The 19,356-nt window shown below is 69.6% G+C and carries 18 protein-coding genes; 11 read left to right on the top strand and 7 right to left on the bottom strand.

All coding sequences use genetic code 11. The features are described 5' to 3' along the window. Positions 1–17: 17 nt before the first annotated feature. Together AB6807_RS14570 and AB6807_RS14565 are read right to left on the bottom strand one after the other, a co-directional pair. Positions 18–854 carry an inositol monophosphatase gene (locus AB6807_RS14570; RefSeq protein WP_371085129.1) on the bottom strand — a complete coding sequence of 279 codons (837 nt, stop codon included), beginning with the start codon at positions 852–854 and terminating at the stop codon, positions 18–20. 83 nt (positions 855–937) lie between these two features. Next, complete coding sequence (locus tag AB6807_RS14565; protein ID WP_286515180.1) at positions 938–1,066, bottom strand: hypothetical protein; 129 nt, start codon at positions 1,064–1,066, stop codon at positions 938–940. A gap of 375 nt (positions 1,067–1,441) precedes the next feature. Between AB6807_RS14565 and AB6807_RS14560 the strand changes: the two genes are divergently transcribed. The 11 genes from AB6807_RS14560 to AB6807_RS14510 all read left to right on the top strand — a co-directional run bounded on the left by AB6807_RS14560 (position 1,442) and on the right by AB6807_RS14510 (position 13,860). Further along, complete coding sequence (locus AB6807_RS14560; RefSeq protein WP_116911264.1) at positions 1,442–3,622, top strand: indolepyruvate ferredoxin oxidoreductase subunit alpha; 2,181 nt, start codon at positions 1,442–1,444, stop codon at positions 3,620–3,622. Next, positions 3,619–5,256 (top strand): indolepyruvate oxidoreductase subunit beta family protein, encoded by a 1,638-nt coding sequence (locus AB6807_RS14555; protein ID WP_371085128.1) that lies wholly within the window; start codon positions 3,619–3,621, stop codon positions 5,254–5,256. Before AB6807_RS14560 ends, AB6807_RS14555 begins: the two co-directional genes overlap by 4 nt. Before the next feature lie 60 nt (positions 5,257–5,316). Then, entirely contained in the window at positions 5,317–6,504 is a 1,188-nt protein-coding gene (locus tag AB6807_RS14550) for an ABC transporter substrate-binding protein (protein ID WP_371085127.1), read from the top strand. A 25-nt stretch (positions 6,505–6,529) separates the two neighbouring features. After that, entirely contained in the window at positions 6,530–7,723 is a 1,194-nt protein-coding gene (locus AB6807_RS14545) for an alpha-hydroxy acid oxidase (RefSeq protein WP_371085126.1), read from the top strand. After that, positions 7,716–8,588: a branched-chain amino acid ABC transporter permease gene (locus tag AB6807_RS14540; RefSeq protein WP_116911268.1), complete on the top strand. Its 873-nt coding sequence runs from the start codon at positions 7,716–7,718 to the stop codon at positions 8,586–8,588. Before AB6807_RS14545 ends, AB6807_RS14540 begins: the two co-directional genes overlap by 8 nt. Continuing rightward, positions 8,585–9,529, top strand: coding sequence for a branched-chain amino acid ABC transporter permease (locus AB6807_RS14535; protein ID WP_371085125.1), 945 nt, complete (start codon positions 8,585–8,587; stop codon positions 9,527–9,529). Before AB6807_RS14540 ends, AB6807_RS14535 begins: the two co-directional genes overlap by 4 nt. 1 nt (position 9,530) lies before the next feature. Then, on the top strand, positions 9,531–10,289 hold the full coding sequence (locus AB6807_RS14530) for an ABC transporter ATP-binding protein (RefSeq protein ID WP_286515171.1): 759 nt from the start codon (positions 9,531–9,533) through the stop codon (positions 10,287–10,289). Continuing rightward, a complete protein-coding gene (locus AB6807_RS14525) occupies positions 10,286–10,996 on the top strand; it encodes an ABC transporter ATP-binding protein (protein ID WP_371085124.1) in 711 nt (236 codons plus the stop codon). The genes AB6807_RS14530 and AB6807_RS14525 overlap by 4 nt, the downstream gene beginning before the upstream one ends. Before the next feature lie 10 nt (positions 10,997–11,006). Further along, positions 11,007–12,101 (top strand): enolase C-terminal domain-like protein, encoded by a 1,095-nt coding sequence (locus AB6807_RS14520; RefSeq protein ID WP_371085123.1) that lies wholly within the window; start codon positions 11,007–11,009, stop codon positions 12,099–12,101. A gap of 113 nt (positions 12,102–12,214) precedes the next feature. Continuing rightward, positions 12,215–12,517, top strand: coding sequence for a helix-turn-helix domain-containing protein (locus AB6807_RS14515; protein ID WP_371085122.1), 303 nt, complete (start codon positions 12,215–12,217; stop codon positions 12,515–12,517). A 2-nt stretch (positions 12,518–12,519) separates the two neighbouring features. After that, a complete protein-coding gene (locus tag AB6807_RS14510; RefSeq protein WP_371085121.1) occupies positions 12,520–13,860 on the top strand; it encodes a type II toxin-antitoxin system HipA family toxin in 1,341 nt (446 codons plus the stop codon). A gap of 24 nt (positions 13,861–13,884) precedes the next feature. On the opposite strand, the gene AB6807_RS14505 is transcribed toward AB6807_RS14510, so the two are convergent. Genes AB6807_RS14505 through AB6807_RS14485 form a run of 5 tightly spaced genes read right to left on the bottom strand, consistent with a single transcriptional unit; the run spans position 13,885 to position 19,356 of the window. After that, positions 13,885–14,781 carry a LysR family transcriptional regulator gene (locus AB6807_RS14505; protein ID WP_165840401.1) on the bottom strand — a complete coding sequence of 299 codons (897 nt, stop codon included), beginning with the start codon at positions 14,779–14,781 and terminating at the stop codon, positions 13,885–13,887. 53 nt (positions 14,782–14,834) lie between these two features. Beyond that, a complete protein-coding gene (locus tag AB6807_RS14500) occupies positions 14,835–15,530 on the bottom strand; it encodes an ATP-binding cassette domain-containing protein (RefSeq protein ID WP_116911274.1) in 696 nt (231 codons plus the stop codon). Further along, positions 15,527–17,368 carry an ATP-binding cassette domain-containing protein gene (locus tag AB6807_RS14495; RefSeq protein WP_371085120.1) on the bottom strand — a complete coding sequence of 614 codons (1,842 nt, stop codon included), beginning with the start codon at positions 17,366–17,368 and terminating at the stop codon, positions 15,527–15,529. Before AB6807_RS14495 ends, AB6807_RS14500 begins: the two co-directional genes overlap by 4 nt. Beyond that, complete coding sequence (locus AB6807_RS14490) at positions 17,346–18,200, bottom strand: branched-chain amino acid ABC transporter permease (RefSeq protein WP_371085119.1); 855 nt, start codon at positions 18,198–18,200, stop codon at positions 17,346–17,348. The genes AB6807_RS14495 and AB6807_RS14490 overlap by 23 nt, the downstream gene beginning before the upstream one ends. Positions 18,201–18,207: 7 nt before the next feature. After that, on the bottom strand, positions 18,208–19,356 hold the full coding sequence (locus AB6807_RS14485) for a substrate-binding domain-containing protein (RefSeq protein ID WP_371085118.1): 1,149 nt from the start codon (positions 19,354–19,356) through the stop codon (positions 18,208–18,210).

Raw genomic sequence — 19,356 nt, 5'->3', positions numbered from 1 at the left:
GGTTCCGCCCCTTTCGGTCAGATCGGTGGGCCGAGCAGCGCCTCTCGAATCTCTTCCCACGAGGCGCGATCGGGCGCGCAGAGCAGGCCGCCCGAGGTGTGCGCGGGCCTGTACGCGCTCGCATCGAAATGCGCGCTGTAGCCGCCCGCCTCCTGGTGCAGCAACCAGCCCGCGGCGTGGTCCCACGGCATCAACCTGTAATAGAGCAGCAGGTGGCAGTGGCCGGCCGCCACCATCCGGTACTCGTGGGCGGCGCAACGCAGCCAGAAGTTGAGCGCGATGCGCGAGAGGTTCTGCGTCACCGTGGCGCGCAGGGGCTGCGGAAGAAAGTTGGTTCCGGCCACGCCCTGCATGTCGCGCACCGGAACGGCCGGGGCCACCTTCAGGTCCGTGGTGGGCCGGCCCGCGCCCTGCCGCCAGGCGCCCTCGCCGCGAATGGCCAACGAGGTGTCCTGGCACACGGGGTCGTGAATGGCGCCGAACACCACCTCGCCCCGCACCGTGGCCGCAACCATCATTCCGAAGAGCGGAACGCCGCTGGAGAAATTCTTGGTGCCGTCGATGGGGTCAATGACGAAGGCCAGGTCGGCGCTCGCAATCTGCCCCATCAGGTCCGGGTCGCGCCCTGCTGCTTCTTCGCCGACGAGGGCGGCGCCCGGAAACGCCTTGCGCAGCCGCGCCGAGATTTCGCGCTCGGCGGCCTCGTCGGCGTCGGTGACGATGTCGAAGGCCGATGTCTTCTCGCGCGCCTCGTTGGCGATGGTTCCGTTGAAGCGCGGCATGACTTCGGCGCGCGCGACGTCCGCGAGGATCTCGTGCACGAGCAGCGCGTCGCGGTGGGTGAACAGCTTCATCTGGGCCTTCCTGGGCAAGGCGCGCGCGGGTGGCGTGCCACCGCGGATTTGAGCAGGATTCGACCGCTGCGGCGGCAGGCCGTCTAGTCGTCCTCGAGGTTGCCCCGCTCCCGGTCGTGCCTGAAGGCAGCCAGCATGGCCATGAGCAGGACGCCCGTGACGACACCGAGCAGGTACAGCACCACCAAGTGAAAAACGCTGAAATTATTCATTGCGAAACATGCAGTCCAGTGTCGCAACGCCGCGGCTGTCGCATCTTTTTTCCTACCCTCGATAACCTCTACGCCGGGGTGCAACGACCCGAAGTTTCCCTGTTCAGCGCTCCCACGGGAAGATAGGCGGGCGAGCTTGCGGGAGGCTGACCTTGCTTCCTTCGAAAAGCGCACACCGCTCGACGCAACAACCGCAGCAAAGCCCGTGCCACAGCGCGCGCCCTCCATCGATGCTGCCTATATGTAACGCAAGTTGCATCGATAGGACAGTTGAACGCCCGCTCCTAAAGTTCGCCCCAGACCCGCATTCCCCGTATTTCCCCACATACAGAACAAAGCCAGCGCCGCACGGGGCGCCAGCCGGAGACAAGCAGCATGGAGCGATCTTTCGCCGAAGAAGTCAAACGCCTTTCGCTGGGCGCCGACGAGGTATTCCATGGCGAGGGCATCCTCGCCGTCACCAAGGCGCTGCTGCAGTCGGGCGTGAGCTACATCGGCGGCTACCAGGGCGCGCCGGTGTCCCACCTGATCGACGTGCTGGGCGACGCGCGCGGCCTGCTCGACGAGCTGGGCATCTACTTCGAGAACAGCGCCTCGGAAGCCGGCGCGGCCGCGATGCTCGGCGCCTCCATCAACTACCCGGTGCGCGGCGCGGTGACGTGGAAGTCGACCGTGGGCACCAACGTGGCCTCGGACGCGCTCTCCAACCTCGCCTCCGCCGGCGTGAAGGGCGGCGCGCTGGTCATCCTGGGCGAAGACTACGGCGAGGGCTCCAGCATCATCCAGGAGCGCACGCATGCTTTCGCGATGAAGTCGCAGATGTGGCTGATGGACCCGCGCCCCAACCTCGCGTCCATCGTCGATGCGGTGGAGCGCAGCTTCGAGCTGTCGGAGGCCAGCCAGACGCCGGTGATGCTGCAGCTGCGCATTCGCGCCTGCCATGTGCACGGCAGCTTCGTGTGCAAGGACAACCGCGCGCCCGCGATCTCCACGCGCGAGCTGATCGACACGCCGCAGTTCGACTTCGCCAACATCAACCTGCCGCCTTCGATCTACGCGCAGGAGCGCATGAAGATCGATTCGCGCTGGCCCGCCGCGCTGGACTTCATTCGCCGGGAAAAGCTCAACGAACGCTTCGACGGCGACTGCACCGACATCGGCCTCATCGTGCCCGGCGGCCTGTACAACGGCACCATTCGCGCGCTGCAGCAGCTCGGCCTTGCCGACGCCTTCGGCCACAGCCGCATTCCGCTGCAGGTGCTCAACGTGGTCTACCCCATGGTTCCCGACGAGCTGGTCGACTTCTGCGCCGGCAAGCGCGCGGTGCTGATGGTGGAAGAGGGCCAGCCCAACTACATGGAAGACGCGCTGCACGCCATCCTGCGCAAGGCCGGCTGCGACACGCGCCTGCACGGCAAGGACATCTTCCCGATGGCCGGCGAGTACACCGGCGAGGTGCTGGTGCGCTGCATTTCAGACTTCATCCGCCAGGCGCAGCCGCAGGCGCTGGGCGGCGACGGCGCGCTGCAGGTGGCCGACGCCGCCGCGCCGCTGGCCACGCTCAAGCCGCAGGCCGTGGCCGCCCTGGGCGTGCCGGTGCCCAACCGGCCGCCGGGCTTCTGCATCGGCTGCCCCGAGCGCCCGGTGTTCGCCGCCATCAAGCTGATGCAGAAGGAGCTGGGCGCGGTGCACGTGAGCGCGGACATCGGCTGCCACACCTTCGGCACGCTGCCGCCCTTCAACACGGGCAGCACGGTGCTGGGCTACGGGCTGGGGCTGGCAAGCTCGTCGGGCATCGGCCCGCTCATGGGCAACCGGGTCGTCAGCATCATGGGCGACGGCGGTTTCTGGCACAACGGCTTCACCAGCGGCGTGGTGAACGCGGTCTACAACGGGCAGGACTCGGTGCTCGTCATCCTGAAGAACGGCTACACCTCGGCCACGGGCACGCAGGCCATTCCGTCGTCGCCCACGCAGCCGTCGGCCCGGCCGCTCACGCTGGACATCGAGGCGGCGCTGAAGGGCGTGGGCGTGGCGTGGGTGCGCAAGGTGACCAGCTACAACGTCGCGGAAATGCGCGACACGCTGCAGGAGGCCATGACCACCGAGCAAGGCGGGCTGAAGGTGATCATTGCGGACGGGGAATGCCAGCTGGAGCGGCAGCGCCGCATCAAGCCGGTGAACGCGGCCAAGCTGAAGCGCGGCGAACGCGTGGTGCGCACGCGCTTCGGCATCGACGACGACGTGTGCACCGGCGACCACTCGTGCATTCGGCTGTCGGGCTGCCCGTCGCTCACGGTCAAGCCCAATCCGAGCGCGCTGCGCACCGACCCGGTGGCCACCGTGAACCAGGGCTGCGTGGGCTGCGGCCTGTGCGGGGAGAACGCGCATGCGGCCATTTTGTGCCCGTCGTTCTACAAGGCCGAGATCGTGCAGAACGCCGGCACCTGGGAGCGGCTGCTGCACCGCCTGCGCGGCGGGGTGATCGGGCTGATGGCCGGAAAGGCGCGCACGCCGATGGGTTCGCTCGGCACGGCGAAGGCGGTTGCGGCATGAACGACCTGAAGACATTTGCCGCGCCGTCTGCGTCTGCGTCTGCGTCTGCGTCTGCGTCTGCATCGGCATCGGCATCTGCGTCTGCATCCACGCCACGCATCGTCACGGTGCTGGTGGCCGCCATGGGCGGCGAAGGCGGCGGCGTGCTGGCCGACTGGCTCATCTCCGCCGCCGAGGCGCACGACTTTCCGGTGCAGAGCACCTCGGTGCCCGGCGTGGCGCAGCGCACGGGCGCGACCAACTACTACATCGAGATCTACCCCGTGCCCAGCGCGCAGCTGAACGGCGCGCGGCCGGTGTTCTCGCTCACGCCGAACCCGGGCGACGTCGACATCGTCGCGGCCTCCGAACTGGTCGAGGCCGGGCGCGTGCTGCAGGGCGGCTTCGTGCACCCGCGGCGCACCACGCTCGTGGCCTCGCTGCACCGCGAGTACGCGGTGTCCGAAAAGTCCGCCATGGGCGACGGCCGCTACGACGGCCAGCGCGTGACGGAAGCGGCCGAGCGCCTGGCGCAACGCACCTTTCTCTTCGACATGCGCGCGCTGGCATGGCGCAACGGCACCGTCATCAACACGGTGATGTTCGGCGCCATGGCGGGCAGCGGCGCCATTCCTTTTTCGCGCGAGGCCTGCGAGCAGGCCATTCGCGCGTCGGGCAAGGCGGTGGAGGCCAGCCTGAAGGGCTTCGCTGCGGGGTACGACCATGTGACCCACCACACGACGGGTGCCGCCGCCGCAATCTCCGAGGCGCCCGCCGCGCCCACACTGCCCCTGCATGCGCGCGCAAGGGCCTTGCCCGAGCCGCTGCGCGAACTGGCCAACCACGGCCTGCAACAGGTGGCCGACTACCAGGACACGCGCTACGCCGACCTCTACATGGACCGCGTCGACGCCGTCTGCAAGGCCGAGCAGGCCTGGGCCGGCGACTTTCCGGTGGCGCGCGAAACCGCGCGCTACCTCGCGCTGTGGATGAGCTACGAAGACGTGATTCGCGTGGCCGACCTGAAGACGCGCGGCGACCGGTTGCAGCGCGTGCGCGACGAGGTCGGCGCGCGCCAGGGCGAGCCGCTGCGCCTGACCGAATACCTCAAGCCCGGCCTCGACGAGGTCTGCTCGCTGCTGCCCACGCGCGCGGCCGACTGGCTGCGCAAGCGCCTCGCGCACAAGGCCCACAAGCTGAGCGTGGGGCTGCACATGCGCACGGACACCGTGCGCGGCTTTGCCATGCTGTGCGCGCTGCGCTCGCTGCGGCCGCTGCGGCGGCGCACGTCGCGCTATGCCTTCGAGCAGGCCATGATCGAACGCTGGCTCGACGCCGTGCGCCGCACGCTCGCGCTCAGCCCGCGGCTGGCCTTCGAGCTGGCGCTGTGCGGCAACCTGGTGAAGGGCTACGGCGAAACCAGCGAGCGCGGCCACCGCAACCTGGGCGCCGTGCTCGACGACATGCACGGCCTGCTAGGCGTTAACACCCACGACAGCGCCTCGCTCGACGCGGCCGCCGCGCGTGTGCGCGCCGCCCGCGAGGCCGCGCTGGCCGACCCCGAAGGCCGCACGCTGGCACGCGCGCTCGGCCTGCCGCCCCCGCAGGTGCGCAGCCACCCGATACACATCGTGCGGAGAAAGCCCGCGCGCTGAAGAACAACAAGATTCCCCAGCCAAGAAGCCAAGAAACCAAGAACCATCCGGAGACAACAAATGAAGACAGACAAGCCCCACGCCCGACCCTCCTCCCCGCGCTTCGGCCGCCGCGCCGTCAACACCCTGCTCGCGGCCGCGGCGCTGCTGCCGCTGGCCTCGGTGGTGCACGCGGCCGACGCCATCAAGATCGGTGCCGTGGTGTCCGCCACCGGCCCCGCCTCCTTCCTGGGAGACCCGCAGCAGAAGACGCTGGAGATGTACGTGCAGAAGATCAACGCGGCCGGCGGCGTGCTCGGCCGCAAGCTGGAGCTGGTGCTGTACGACGACGCCAGCGACGCCAACAAGGCCAACGCCTTCACGCGCCGGCTCATCATGCAGGACGAGGTCGACGTGATTCTGGGCGCTTCCACCACCGGCTCCACCATGGCGATGGTGCCGCAGGCCGAGGCGGCAAAGGTGCCGATGATTTCGCTGGCGGCCGCCTCGGTCATCGTCGAGCCGGTGAAGCTCTGGGTGTTCAAGATGCCGCACTCCGACCGCATGGCCGCGGAGAAGGTGCTGGGCGAAATGAAGCAGCGCGGCTTCACGCAGTTCGCGCTGTTGTCGGACACGGGCGGCTTCGGCAAGTCGGGCCGCACCGAGACGCTCAAGCTCGCCGGCACGCTGGGCCTGAAGGTGGCCGAAGACCAGACCTACGGCGAGAAAGACACCGACATCACGCCGCAGCTCACGCGCATCAAGTCGTCGCCGGCGCAGGCCATCCTGGTGTTCGGCACGGGGCAGGCGCCGGCCATCATCGCGCGCAACTACCAGCAGCTGGCCATGAAGCAGCCGCTGTACACCACGCACGGCCAGGCCTCGACCGAGTTCATCCGCATCGCGGGCAAGTCGTCCGAAGGCATCCGCATGCCCTCGCCTGCGCTGCTCATCGCGCAGGCGCTGCCCGACAGCGACACGCAGAAGAAGGTCAGCGTGAGCTACGCGAAGGACTACGAGTCGCAGGCGAAGATGGACGTGTCGACCTTCGGCGGCTACGCGCACGACGCGCTGTTCCTGCTGGTCGACGCCATCAAGCGCGCCGGCGGCACCGACAAGCAGAAGGTGCGCGACGCCATCGAGGCCACCAGCGGCTTCGTCGGCGTGAGCGGCATCTACAAGATGTCGGCCACCGACCACATGGGGCTGGACGTGTCGGCCTTCCGCATGGTCGAGGTGAAGGAAGGCGTGTTCAAGGAAGTGCGCTGAGGCCCGCGCGCCGCGAAAGACGCGCATGAAGCTCAATGCGAACGACCACCGCCGGCACGCACGCCGGCGGCTGCCCCGCTTCGTCTTCGACTATGTCGACGGCGGCGCGGACAACGAAGACTGCCTTCGCCGCAACACCGCCGACCTGGCCGGCCTGCACCTGCTGCCCACCGCCCTGCGCGACACCCGCCATGCCGACACCGGCATCACGGTGTTCGGGCGGCGCTGGTCGGTGCCCGCGGGCGTGGCGCCGGTCGGCTTCTCGGGCCTGGTGCGGCCGCACGGCGACACGCTGCTGGCCTGCGCCGCCGCATCGGCCGGCGTGCCGCACGTGCTGTCGACACCGTCGAACGACCGGCTCGAGGCCGTGCGCGAGGCCGCGCTGGCACGCAACCCCGAGGCCGTGCAGTGGATGCAGCTGTACGTGATGGGCGACCGCGCCATCGCAGAGCAGTTGGTGCGCCGCGCGCGCCATGCCGGCTACGGCGCGCTGGTGCTCACGGTGGACGCGCCCGTGAGCGGCCTGCGCGAGCGCGATGTGCGCAACGGCTTCAAGCTGCCGTTTCGCTTCACGCCCTCGACGCTGCTCGACCTGGCGCTGCACCCGGCATGGTCCCTCGGCATGGCGATGCAGGGGCGCTCGCCTTCGTTCGTGAACCTGAGCGAGTCGAACGACGGGGCCACCTCGCCGCAGGTGCAGGCCGCCCTGCTCTCCCGCACCATGGACCGCACGCTGGTGTGGGAGCACCTGGCCTGGCTGCGCCGCCTGTGGGACGGGCCGCTGGTCATCAAGGGCCTGCTGCACCCCGACGACGCACGGCGTGCCGTGTCGCACGGGGCCGACGCCATCGTGGTGTCCAACCACGGCGGGCGGCAGCTGGACGCGGCGCCCTCCACCATCTCGGTGCTGCCGCGCATGGTGGACGCCGTGGCCCGGCGCATTCCGGTGTTCGTCGACAGCGGCTTCCGGCGCGGCAGCGACGTGGTGAAGGCGCTTGCCACCGGCGCCACCGCGGCCTTCGTCGGCCGCCCCGCGGTGTGGGGCATGGCCACGGGCGCAGAAGCCGGCGCGCGCGGCGTGCTGGCGGCGCTGTCCGACGAAATCGCCCGCACCATGATCCTGATCGGCGCCGACCGCGTGGCCGACATCTCGCCGGAGCACCTGCTCGCCAACGCACGAGACCCCCAAGCCTTTCAAGCCGGAGACACCCATGGCTGACTTCATGCAATTCGTTTTCTCGGGGCTCACCACCGGCGCGATCTACGCGCTGGCCGCGCTGGGCTTCTCGCTGATCTACAACGCCAGCGGCGTCATCAACTTCGCGCAGGGCGATTTCCTGATGCTGGGCGCCATGGTCACCGCCGCCCTGCTGGGCGCGCACCTGCCCTACGGCGTGGCCATGGTGGGCGGGGTGCTGGCCACGGTGGTGGCGGGCCTGCTGCTGTACCGCCTGGCCATCAAGCCGGCGGGCGAGGCCAGCGTGGTGTCGCTCATCATCATCACCATCGGCGCGTCGATCTTCATCCAGGGCGTGGTGCAGATCGTGCTCGGCAAGAACCAGCAGACGCTGCCGGCGTTCAGCGGCGATGCCTCGCTGTCCATCCTCGGCGCCTACGTGCTGCCGCAGAGCCTGTGGGTGCTGGGCACGGCGGCCGTGCTGGTGGCGCTGTGCTTCGCCTTCTTCCGCTTCACGATGGTCGGCAAGGCGATGCTGGCGGTGGCGGCCAACGCGCTGGCGGCGCGCGCGGTGGGCATTCCGACCTCGCGCATCCTGCAGCTGTCGTTCGGCCTGTCGGCGCTGCTGGGCGCCGTGGCCGGCGTGGTGGCCGCGCCCATCACCACCACGGTGTACGACATCGGCCTGATGCTGGGCATGAAGGGCTTCGTCGCGGCCACGCTGGGCGGCCTGGGCAGCGCGGGCGGCGCGGTGGTGGGCGGGCTCATCGTCGGGCTGCTGGAGGCGCTGATGGCCGGCTACGTGTCGTCGGCCTACAAGGACGCGGTGCCGTTCGTGATGATCGTCTTCATCCTGCTGGTGATGCCGCACGGGCTGTTCGGCGCCAAGACTTCGGACCGCGTATGAACATGTCGAAGAGCGCTTTCCTGCGTCCCTCGCTTCTGGTGCTGGCCCTGGTGCTGGCGCTGCTGCCGCTGGCCATGCCGAACAACTACGTGGCCGACGTTGCCGTGCGCATCGCGCTGGCGGCCATCGCGGCCATCGGGCTGAACCTGCTGATGGGCTTTGCCGGGCAGATCAGCATCGGCCACGCGGCCTTCGTGGCCATCGGCGCCTACGGCAGCGGCATCGTCACGGTGCGCTTCGGCTGGCCGCCGCTCGCGGCCATCGGCGGTGCGGCGGTCGGAGCGGCCGTGGTGGCCTGGCTGATCGCCAAGCCGATCCTGCGGCTCAAGGGCCATTCGCTCACCATGGCCACGCTGGGGCTGGGCGTGATCGTCAACATCGTGCTCATCAACGAGGTCGACTGGACCGGCGGGCCCGACGGCATGCCGGTGCCGCCGCTGGTGGTGGCCGGCTTCGCGTTCGCGAAGGTGATGCACTGGTACGCGCTGGCCGCGGTGCTGCTGTGGCTGTCGGTGCTGCTGTCGCTCAACCTGTACGAGTCGCCCGCGGGCCGGGCGCTGCGCGGGCTCAACGGCTCGGAAGTGGCGGCGCGCGTGATGGGGGTGGACGTGGCGCGATTCAAGGTGCGCGCCTTCGTGGTCTCGGCCGTGTTCGCGGCGGTGTCGGGCAGCCTCACGGCGCACTACCTGGGCTTCATCAGCCCTTCTCTCGCGGCCTTCACCCATTCGGTCGAACTCGCGACCATGGTGGTGCTGGGCGGCATGGCCTCCACCTTCGGCGCGGTGCTGGGCGCCGCGCTGCTCACGGCGCTGCCGCAGTTGCTGGGCGGCCTGCACGGCTACGAAATGGTGTTCTTCGGCCTGGTGCTGATGCTCACCATGATGTTCCTGCCCAAGGGGCTGGTGCCCTCCATTGCGCAGCGGCTGCGCAGGAAGGCCTGACATGCTCGAAGTGAAGAACCTCAGCAAGTCCTTCGGCGGCGTGCACGCCATGCAGGACGTGAGCTTCAGCGTGCGCGGCGGCTCGGTGCATTCGGTGATCGGGCCCAACGGCGCGGGGAAGACCACGCTGTTCAACCTGATCAGCGGCGTGTACGAGCCCACGCGCGGCGAGATTTTGCTGAACGGCGAGAACGTGGCGGGCCTGGCGCCCGACCAGCTGGCGCGCCGCGGCATGAGCCGCACCTTTCAGAACCTGCAGATCTGCATGAACATGACGGCCTGCGAAAACGTGATGCTCGGTGCCCACCTGCACACGCGCAGCTCGCTGCTGGGCGGCATGACGGGCGCCACGCGCCGCGCCGACGCCGCGCTGCGCGAAGAGGCATTGCGCCTCATCGACTACGTGGGCGTGGGCCACCATGCCCACGCACATGCCACGCAGCTGTCTTTCGGCCTGCTGAAGCGCCTGGAAATTGCGCGCGCGCTGGCCAGCAAGCCGCGCATCCTGCTGCTCGACGAACCCGCCGCCGGCCTGAACGACACCGAGACGCACGAGATCACCGAGCTCATCCGAAGCATCGCCGCCTCGGGCGTGACGGTGCTGCTGGTGGAACACGACATGAAGCTGGTCATGAACATCTCCGACCACCTGCTGGTGCTCGACTACGGCCGCAAGCTGGCTGAAGGCACGGCCGCCGAGGTGCGCGCCAACCCGCAGGTGATCGCCGCCTACCTGGGCACAGAAGCGGAGGCCGCATGAGCGATACGGCACTGGAGGTACGCGGGCTCTTCGCGGGCTATGGCCGCATCGAGGCGCTGCACGGCATCGACCTGCGCGTGGGGCAAGGCGAACTGGTGGCGCTGGTGGGCGCCAACGGCGCGGGCAAGACGACGCTGCTGCGCGCGGTGTCGGGGCTCATCAAGGCCAGTGCCGGCAGCGTGACGCTGTTCGGCCGCGAGATCGGGCGCGACAGCGCGGACGCGCGCGTGCGGGCGGGCCTGTCGCAGGTGCTCGAGGGGCGGCAGGTGTTCGGGCCGATGTCTGTGCAAGACAACCTGCTGCTCGGCGGCTACACCCGCCCCGACGGCCGGCCGCAGCGCCTGGCCGAGATGTACGCGCTGTTCCCGGTGCTCGAAGAAAAGCGCCTGCTCGCCGCCGGCACGCTCTCGGGCGGCCAGCAGCAGATGCTGGCCATTGCACGCGCACTGATGAGCGAGCCCAAGGTGCTGCTGCTCGACGAGCCGTCGATGGGGCTGGCGCCGCTGCTGGTGAAGGAGATCTTCGGCGTGATCGCCAGGCTGAAGGCGCGCGGCATCCCGATCTTGCTGGTGGAGCAGAACGCGCACGCCGCGCTGTCTGTCGCGGACGTCGGCTACGTGCTGGAAACCGGCGCCATCGCGCTCGGTGGCCCCGCTGCGCAGTTGCTGCGCGACGAGCGCGTGAAGGCCGCCTACCTGGGACTGTGACATTCAAGCCATGAACATTTCTCTAGACAGCAGCCTGCTCGTCACCGATGTGCAGGCGCGCGCGGTCAACGTGCCGCTGGAGCACCCGGTGCGCACCAGCGTCGGCGTGGTGGCGACGGCGCCGCTGGTGCTGATCGACCTGTACACCAACCAGGGCGTGGTCGGCCACGCCTATGTGTTCACCTACACGCCGCTGGCGCTGCGGGCCACGCGGCGCATGCTGCTGACGCTGGGCGGCGTGCTGAAGGGCCAGCCGCTGGCGCCCGTGGATCTCGACCAGTTGCTGGCGCAGCGCCTGCGGCTGCTGGGGCGCACAGGCATTGCGCTCATGGCCGGCGCGGGGCTGGACATGGCCGCGTGGGACGCATTGGCCAAGGCCCGCGGCGTGCCGCTGGTCGAACTGCTGGGCGGCAGCCGCCGCGCCATCGAGGCCTACGACAGCCACAGCATGGACGGGCGCGAGCTGGGCATGGCGCGCGCCGAAGGCGCCATGCGGCAGGGCTTTCGGGCCATCAAGACGAAGATCGGCTACGCCACGCTGGCGGAAGACCTGGCCATCGTTCGCGCGCTGCGCGGCGTGGTCGGCAACGACACGCAACTGCTGGTCGACTACAACCAGGGGCTCTCGGCGCCGGAGGCGGTGCGCCGCATTCGCGCGCTGGAAGACGAAGGCATCGGCTGGATCGAGGAGCCCACGCTGCAGGAAGACTACGCGGGCCATGCGCGCATCCGGGAGAAGGTGCGCCTGCCCATCCAGATGGGCGAGAACTGGTGCGGCCCCGACGAAATGGCCAAGGCGCTGCAGGCCGGTGCCTGCGACCTGGCGATGCCCGATGCCATGAAGATCGGCGGCGTCACGGGCTGGCTGCGCGCGGCGGCTTTGGCGCAGGCGCATGGGGTGCCGATGTCGAGCCACATCTTCCAGGAGGTCAGCGTGCACCTGCTGGCCGTGACGCCCACGCGCCACCTGCTGGAGCGCATGGACCTGGCGGCGCCTGTGCTGGCGCGGCCGCTGGCGTTCGAGAACGGCACGGCAACCGCGCCGGCCGAGCCGGGAACGGGCATCGGGTGGAACGAGGAAGCGATTCGCCAGTACCTCGTCTAGTCATCGATTTACCCACTTGACGGGTATTTATTTGAATACCCATTCCATGGGTATTTTGACAAATACCCATCACATCGATAAGCTGATGGTTACCCACTTCATCGGTAACCACCATGCAGCAAGTTCTATCGGTCCCCTCGCAGCTCGGCGTGCTGCTCAAGGCCGCCCGCAAGGAGGCGGGCATCTCCCAGGTGAAGCTGGCCGAACGCCTCGGCATCAGCCAGAGCCGCATGTCCCACATGGAGCTCAACCCCGGTTCGGTGAGCCTGGAGCAGCTGCTGGCCCTGTTCGGCGTGCTGGGCCTCGAAATGCTGGTCGGTTCGAAGAACCCGGGCAGGCTCTCGACCTACGCGACAGGCGCCGACCCGGCCGGCCCACGGCATGTCGCCAACGAGCCGCCCGCGTCGGAATGGTGAGCATGGCGCGCACACCGAACATGCCGGCGCTTTCCATCTGGGCCAACGGCGAGCGCGTCGGCACCTGGCGCATTCCCGCGCGGGGCGCCGACGAGCTGAGCTACGACGACGCCTGGGTCGGCTCGGCCACGGGGCGCCCGCTCTCGCTGTCGCTTCCGCTGGTGGGCGGCTTCACCCACAAGGGCCCGGTCGTCCAGAACTACTTCGACAACCTGCTGCCCGACAGCCAGCCGATTCGCGAGCGCATCGCCAGCCGCTTCCGAACGCGCACGACCCAGCCCTTCGACCTGCTGCAGGCCATCGGCCGCGATTGCGTGGGCGCCATCCAGCTGCTGGGCGAAGACGACGGCCCGGCGAGCGTCGACCGCATCGAGGGCGACCCGATGAGCGAGGCCGATGTCGAAAAGCTGCTGCAGCAAACCGTCGACCCGGGCAGGTTCGCGGCGCAAACGGCGCCCGAGGACGAGCTGCGCATCTCCCTGGCCGGCGCCCAGGAAAAGACGGCGCTGCTGTGGCACCAAAGCCAGTGGGTGCGCCCGCATGGCTCCACGCCCACCACGCACATCCTGAAGCTGCCGCTGGGCCTGGTCGGCCATCGCAAGGCCGACTTCACCACCTCGGTGGAAAACGAATGGCTCTGCCTGAACATCCTGCAGGAGTACGGCGTTCCCGTTCCCCGCACCGCCATCCTGCGCTTCGGCGCGCAGAAGGTGCTGGCCGTCGAGCGCTTCGACCGCCGGCTGCATTCGTCCGGCAACTGGTGGCTGCGCCTGCCGCAGGAAGACTTCTGCCAGGCCCTGGGCAAGCCGTCGCACCTGAAGTACGAGGCCGACGGCGGCCCCGGCATGATCGACCTGGCGGGCGTGCTGCGAAGCTCGCTCGACGCCCAGCAAGACCTGGGCACGCTCATTACCGTGCAACTGCTTTTCTGGATGCTGGGCGCGCCCGACGGGCACGCGAAGAACTTCAGCATCGCGTGGCTGCCGATGGGCCGCTACCGGCTGACGCCGGTGTACGACGTGATGTCGATCTGGCCGGTGGAAGGCAAGGGCCACAACCAGTTTTCCAAGCACGAGGCCAAGCTGGCCATGGCGTTGGTCGGCAAGAGCAAGCACTACCAGTTCAAGGCCATCCAGCGGCGGCACTTCAACGCCATGGCGCAGAAGTGCCACTACGGGCCCGACGCCGAAGACCTCATCCAGCGCGTGCTCGCGGCAACGCCAGGTGTCATCGAGCGGGTCGGCGCGCGCCTGCCGGCGCAGTTTCCGGCCGCGGTGTCGGGCCCGATCTTCGAAGGGCTCGCGCGCTCGGCCCGAACGCTGGGCAAGATGTCGGCTTTCTAGCAAGCCCGTCAGCAGCCCGCTCCCTCAGAGCTTGCCGAGCGTCTGCACGATCTCTTCCACCAGCCAACGGTGCGCGGCGCTGTATTCGTGCCGCGCATGCCAGTGCGCCTGCACCTGAAAGTCGGGCAGCGGCACGGGCAGCGCCAGCGCCTTCAGCCCGCCCTGCCTCACGTACAGCTCCGCCACCCGCGAGGGCAGCAGCACCAGCAGATCGCTTTGCGACAGCAGCTGCGGCAGCACGGTGAACTGGGGCACGCGCGCCACGATGTTGCGGTTGATGCCGCGCTCGGCCAGCGCCTCCTCGATCAGGAAGTGGCCCGAGCGCGGCGACGACACCATCACGTGCCGCGCCGAAGAAAACTCCTGCAGGCTCATGCGCTCGCCGATGGTCGGGTGGTTGGCCGACATCAGGCACACGTAGTGCTCGCGAAACAGCAGCGCGCTGCGCATGTGCGAGGCCAGCGCCGGGATGTTGCCGATGGCCATGTCCAGCCGCCCGGCCGACAGGTCTTCGCCCAGCGCGTCGGCCATCTGCACGATGTCGATCTCGATGCGCGGTGCCGACTCCTGGAACTTGCGCAGCAAGGGCGGCACGAAATACAGCACGCCGATGTCCGACATGGCCAGGCGAAAGCGCCGTGTCGAGCGCTTGGGGTCGAAGGCGGTGTGCAGTTCCAGCGTGCCCTCCACCGAGGTCAGCGCCTCGCGGTAGCGCTGGAACAGCTGGTCGGCCAGCGTGGTCGGCACCAGGCCGCCGGTGCCGCGCGTGAAGAGCCGGTCTGCATACACCTTGCGCAGCTTCGCCAAGCCGTAGCTGATGGTCGGCTGCGTCACGTCCAGCCGTTCGGCGGCCTGCGTGACGCTGCGCGTTTCATGGATCGCGACGAACACGCGAACGAGGTTGAGGTCGAGGTGGCTCATGGGTCTTGGCGGAGGCTGGAATGTGCCACAGACCGCACGGGCTCGCGCGGGGGTCAGACCACCAGGTGCCGCTCCAGCGTCTCGCGCGGCAGGTCGGCCGCGGCGCCCGCGAGCGAGCATTCGCCATGGTCGATGGCCAAAATGTCGTCGGCCACCGCCAGCAGGAACTCCAGGTTCTGCTCGACGATGACAAAGGCGGCGCCCTGCGCCTTGCGCGCGCGCACCAGCGTGGCCATGCGCTCGATGTTCTCGGGCTGCACGCCCTCGGTCGGCTCGTCGAGGATGGAGAGCGGCGCGCGCAACCCCAGGGTGCGCGTGAACGACAGCAGCTTCCGCTCGCCGCCGCTGAGCGAGCCGGCGCGCTGGCCCATGCGCTCGGCCAGCCGCGGGAACGCGGCCAGCCCGTCGGCATAGCGCGTGGCGTCGCGACCGCGCAGGTGCAGCCACAGGTTCTCGGCCACGCTGAGGTCGCCGAAAACCACGTCTTCCTGCGGCGCGTAGGCCATGCCGGCGGCCAGGCGCTGCTGCGGCGGCACGCGCGCCAGGTCGCGCCCGCCGAGCGTCACGCGGCCCTGCTTCAGCGGCAGAAAGCCGGTGAGCGCGCGCATCAGCGTGGTCTTGCCCACACCGTTGCGGCCCAGCACGCCGAGCACCCGGCCCGGGCCGACCGCACCCGCCAGGCCGCGCAGCACCATGGTGTCGCCGTAGCCGCAGACCACGTCCGCAAAGTCGAGCAACACCTCGCTCATTTGCGTGCTCCCGCGTACACCGCGCGCACGGCCGGGTCGGCCTGTATCTGCGCCAGCGGGCCGCGCGCCAGCAGCTTGCCCTGGTGCAGCACGTACACCTCGCCGCCGATGGAGGCCACCGCGCTGATGTCGTGCTCGATGACCAGCGCGGCCGCGCCGAGGCGGCCGGTCGCGGTCTTGATGGCCTCGATCATGTGGTGCGTCTCGCCCGGCGAAAGCCCCGCGCAGGGTTCGTCGAGCAGCACCAGGCGCGGCTGCGGCAGCATGGTCATCACGAACTCCAGCGCCTGGCGCTCACCCTGCGACAGGCTGCCCGCCGGTGACTGCAACTGCCTGGCGAGCGAGGGGAACAGGCCCAGCAGCTCGCCGCGCAAGGCGCTGTCCCATGCGAGCGGCGCGCGCTGCAACGACGCGGCCGGGCGCATGCGCCCCGCCCACAGCGCGACGTCGAGGTTCTGGCTCACGCTCAAGCCCGGGAACACGGACGGAATCTGCAGCTTGCGCCCCACGCCCTGCCGCGCCACGCGCCAGGCGGTGGCGCCCGAAATATCGACGCCGTCGAGCAGGATGCGCCCGGTGCGCAGCGGCAGCCGGCCGGTCATCACGTTGAAGGCCGATGTCTTGCCCGCGCCGTTCGGGCCGATCACGCAGCGCAGGCCGGGGCCCTGCAGGTCGAACGCAAGGCCGTCGAGGATGCGCACGCCGCCCTGCGCGCAGGCGACCTGCTCGAACGCGAGGCGCACGTTGGCCGGCTGCGCGGGCACCGGCGGTGCCAGGGTTCGCGGGAGCGACGCGGCTTCGTCGGGCGCGCTGAAGGGCTTGAAGCGCCGCCCCATGCCGGCCAGCCCCGCCAACCCGTCCGGCAGAAAGCGCACCACCACGATGAAGATCGCGCCCACGGCCACCTCCCAGTAGGCGAAGTGATCGCGCAGCTCCGACGAGGCATAGCCCACGAACACCGCCCCCAGCAACGCACCCAAGGGGCTGGCCTTGCCGCCGACCGCCGCCCAGATGACGAACTCCGTCGACAGCACGAAGCCCATGGTCAGCGGCGTGACGATGCCCTGGTGCATCGCGAACAGCACGCCGGCCAGCGCCGCGAGCATCGCCGAGAAAGCGAAGGCCACGGCCTTGATGCGGTCGGTGGCATAGCCGAAGAGCTGCAGCCGCTCTTCGTTCTGCGCCAGCGCGCTCCACAGCAGGCCCAGCGGGCGGCGCAGCACGCCGCCCAGCAGCAGCGTGGTGCCCAGCGCGCATGCGGCCACAACCCAGTAGAAGCTGCTGTAGCGCTCGGTGCCGGGCAGTTCCGGAATGTCAGCCATGCCGTTGAAGCCGCCCGTGACCGCGCTCCACTGCTGCGCCGCGAGAAAGCCGAGCATGGTCATCGCCAGCGTGATGAGCGAGAAGAACGGCCCGCTGCGGTGGCTGCGCGCGAACACCAGCCGCGCCGTCAGGTAGGCCAGCGCCGCGGGCAGCAGCAGCGCCAGCGGCAAGGCGGCGTACCACCCCGGCTGCTGCTGCGCGGCCTTCAGCGTGCCGCCGGCCAGGTAGGCCCCCAGCCCGAAGAACAGCGCATGGCCCAGCGGCAGGAAGCCCAGCCGGCCCCAGCACAGCGCCACGCCCTGCGTCGCGATGCCGTAGATGAGGAACAGCGCGATCTGGTAGGCGATGAAGTCGTTCGACACGAAGGGCAGCGCCACCAGCACCAAACCGAGCAGCCAGGGGCCCGCGGCGGGCGTGCGCCAGCGCGATGCGCCGGACCGAACGGGTCGCGCAGATAGTGCAGTTGGCGCAGATGGCGCCGACAGCGTGGAATCAACGGCGTCCAAAGAGTCCATTCGGTTTCAACCAGAGAAAGAGGATCGACAACACCAGCACCACCGCATAGCCGCTGGTCTGGCCCGTGATGCTGCTGACGACCGACTGCGTGCCGCCGATGACGCCCACGCCGCCGCCGAAGCCGACCAGCGTGCCCAGGCCACCGACCACCAGCACGAAGAAGGAATCGAGCAGGTAGTCGACACCGATGCCGGGCTCTATGCGCACCAGCGGCGCCAGCAGCACGCCGGCCGCGCCGGCCAGCACCACGCCGATGACGAAGGTTTGCGAGGCGAGCCGGCGCGTGTCGATGCCCAGCGCCTGCGCGAGCACGGGGTTGCCCGTCATGGCGCGCACGCGCAGGCCCATGGTGCTGCGCCGGTACCACAGCGCCAGCGCCACCATCAGCACCACGGCCAGCGCAATCAATGCCAGCCGGTAGCCAGGGTACTGCACGCCGCCCAGCGACACCGGCGCACCCAGCGTGCTTTCGATGTTGCGGTAGCCGCGCCCGTACACCGCCTCCACCGTCTTGCGCATGACCATGGCCAGGCCCCAGGTGGCCAGCAGGGTGTCGAACGGGCGCGCGTACAGCGGGCGAATCAGCCAGCGCTCCGCCGCGTAGCCGAGCACGCCGCACACCCCCATGGCCAGCGGCATGGCCGTGGCGATGGGCCAGCCCCACGACTGCACGGTGACCACGGCGTAGGCGCCCAGCATCACGAACTCGCCGTGCGCCATGTTCATCACGCCGAGCAGGCCGAACACCACCGCCAGCCCGAGCGTGGTAAGGCCCAGCGTGGCCAGCGCGTAGGCCAGGTTCAGCGCGTGCAGCAGCCAGCTGGTGTCCATGACCGCGTCACACCTTGCAGGTCTGGCCGGAGGCGATGTGCGCGAAGGTCTTCACCACGCGGAAGCCCTTGTCACCGACATCGGCCAGGTAGATGTCCTGGTCCACGTGCCGCGCATGCATGGTCACCGCGCCGCGCGGGCCGCTGTAGCTCGCGCCTTCGCTGGCCGGCTCCATCTTCGCCACGTCGAGCGACTTGGCGCGCGTGGCAATGGCCTCCAGCATCAGGAAGCCTTCGTACACCGATTCGGCCAGCCCGTTGAGCGCGGGCGCCTGCGCGCCGAAGCGCTTGAAGTACGCCTCCGAGAAGGCCTTGGCCGCGGGCGTCTCGATGTTGGCGAAGTAGCCCGCGCTGGAGTACAGGTTGCGCGCGTTGGCCAGCCCGATGCCCGCGAGCGTGTTCTCCTCGAGCAGCGAGCCCAGGCGGATGGCCTTGTCGGCCAGCCCGAAGCTCGCGAAGGCCTTGTTGAAGGTGACCGAGGCACCGCCCACCAGCGACACCAGCACCGCGTCCGCCCCGCTGTCGCGGATGCGCGCGAGGCTGGAGTCGAAGTTGTCGGCGGTGAAGGGCAGGTACTCGTCGCCCACCACCTGCGCGCCGGTCTGCGCGATGTAGCCCTTGGCCGCGGCGTTGGTGTTGCGGCCCCAGATGTAGTCGTTGCCGATCAGGTACCACTTCTTCGGCTTGCGCTCGGCCGCGAGCCAGGGAATGACGGGCGCGAGCTGCTGCGCGGGCGTTTCGCCGTTCACGTAGGTGCCGCGCGCGCACTCGCCGCCTTCGTACACGGGCGTGTAGAAGTACGGCACTTGGCCCTTGAACAGCCCCACCAGCGCGCCGCGCACGGCGCTGTCGTGCATGCCGATGACCGCCTGCGCGCCCTGCCCCTTCCAGAGCTTGAGCGCGGTCTGCGAGGCCTCTGCCGGCGGCAGGCCCGCGTCGCCGAACAGCGGGTTGATGGTGCGGCCCAGCACGCCGCCGCGTGCGTTGATCGTCTGCACGGCCAGTTCGGCGCAGGCCTTGGCCGACGGGCCGAAGAGCCCGGCGGGCCCGCTCATGGGCAGCATCACGGCCACGTTGAGCGGCGACGCCGCGCGCACGCCCGCCGCGCTGGCGGCCGCGGCGGCTGCAAGGCCGTGGAGGAAGGTACGACGGTCCAT

Source organism: Variovorax sp. RCC_210, from assembly GCF_041355175.1.
In the GTDB taxonomy this organism is placed as follows: Bacteria; Pseudomonadota; Gammaproteobacteria; order Burkholderiales; family Burkholderiaceae_C; genus Variovorax.
The sequence above is the reverse complement of the archived record's forward strand: the minus strand, read 5'-3'. Positions and strand labels throughout refer to the sequence as shown.

What these genes read in the sequence shown, in the direction of transcription:
- AB6807_RS14555 (WP_371085128.1), top strand. Translation starts at nt 3,619, where the DNA reads ATGAACGACCTGAAGACATTTGCCGCGCCGTCTGCGTCTGCGTCTGCG.
- AB6807_RS14540 (WP_116911268.1), top strand. Translation starts at nt 7,716, where the DNA reads ATGGCTGACTTCATGCAATTCGTTTTCTCGGGGCTCACCACCGGCGCG.
- AB6807_RS14570 (WP_371085129.1), bottom strand. Translation starts at nt 854, where the DNA reads ATGAAGCTGTTCACCCACCGCGACGCGCTGCTCGTGCACGAGATCCTC.
- AB6807_RS14515 (WP_371085122.1), top strand. Translation starts at nt 12,215, where the DNA reads ATGCAGCAAGTTCTATCGGTCCCCTCGCAGCTCGGCGTGCTGCTCAAG.
- AB6807_RS14495 (WP_371085120.1), bottom strand. Translation starts at nt 17,368, where the DNA reads ATGGACTCTTTGGACGCCGTTGATTCCACGCTGTCGGCGCCATCTGCG.
- AB6807_RS14510 (WP_371085121.1), top strand. Translation starts at nt 12,520, where the DNA reads ATGGCGCGCACACCGAACATGCCGGCGCTTTCCATCTGGGCCAACGGC.
- AB6807_RS14565 (WP_286515180.1), bottom strand. Translation starts at nt 1,066, where the DNA reads ATGAATAATTTCAGCGTTTTTCACTTGGTGGTGCTGTACCTGCTCGGT.
- AB6807_RS14490 (WP_371085119.1), bottom strand. Translation starts at nt 18,200, where the DNA reads ATGGACACCAGCTGGCTGCTGCACGCGCTGAACCTGGCCTACGCGCTG.
- AB6807_RS14505 (WP_165840401.1), bottom strand. Translation starts at nt 14,781, where the DNA reads ATGAGCCACCTCGACCTCAACCTCGTTCGCGTGTTCGTCGCGATCCAT.
- AB6807_RS14560 (WP_116911264.1), top strand. Translation starts at nt 1,442, where the DNA reads ATGGAGCGATCTTTCGCCGAAGAAGTCAAACGCCTTTCGCTGGGCGCC.
- AB6807_RS14500 (WP_116911274.1), bottom strand. Translation starts at nt 15,530, where the DNA reads ATGAGCGAGGTGTTGCTCGACTTTGCGGACGTGGTCTGCGGCTACGGC.
- AB6807_RS14525 (WP_371085124.1), top strand. Translation starts at nt 10,286, where the DNA reads ATGAGCGATACGGCACTGGAGGTACGCGGGCTCTTCGCGGGCTATGGC.
- AB6807_RS14545 (WP_371085126.1), top strand. Translation starts at nt 6,530, where the DNA reads ATGAAGCTCAATGCGAACGACCACCGCCGGCACGCACGCCGGCGGCTG.
- AB6807_RS14485 (WP_371085118.1), bottom strand. Translation starts at nt 19,356, where the DNA reads ATGGACCGTCGTACCTTCCTCCACGGCCTTGCAGCCGCCGCGGCCGCC.
- AB6807_RS14550 (WP_371085127.1), top strand. Translation starts at nt 5,317, where the DNA reads ATGAAGACAGACAAGCCCCACGCCCGACCCTCCTCCCCGCGCTTCGGC.
- AB6807_RS14535 (WP_371085125.1), top strand. Translation starts at nt 8,585, where the DNA reads ATGAACATGTCGAAGAGCGCTTTCCTGCGTCCCTCGCTTCTGGTGCTG.
- AB6807_RS14520 (WP_371085123.1), top strand. Translation starts at nt 11,007, where the DNA reads ATGAACATTTCTCTAGACAGCAGCCTGCTCGTCACCGATGTGCAGGCG.
- AB6807_RS14530 (WP_286515171.1), top strand. Translation starts at nt 9,531, where the DNA reads ATGCTCGAAGTGAAGAACCTCAGCAAGTCCTTCGGCGGCGTGCACGCC.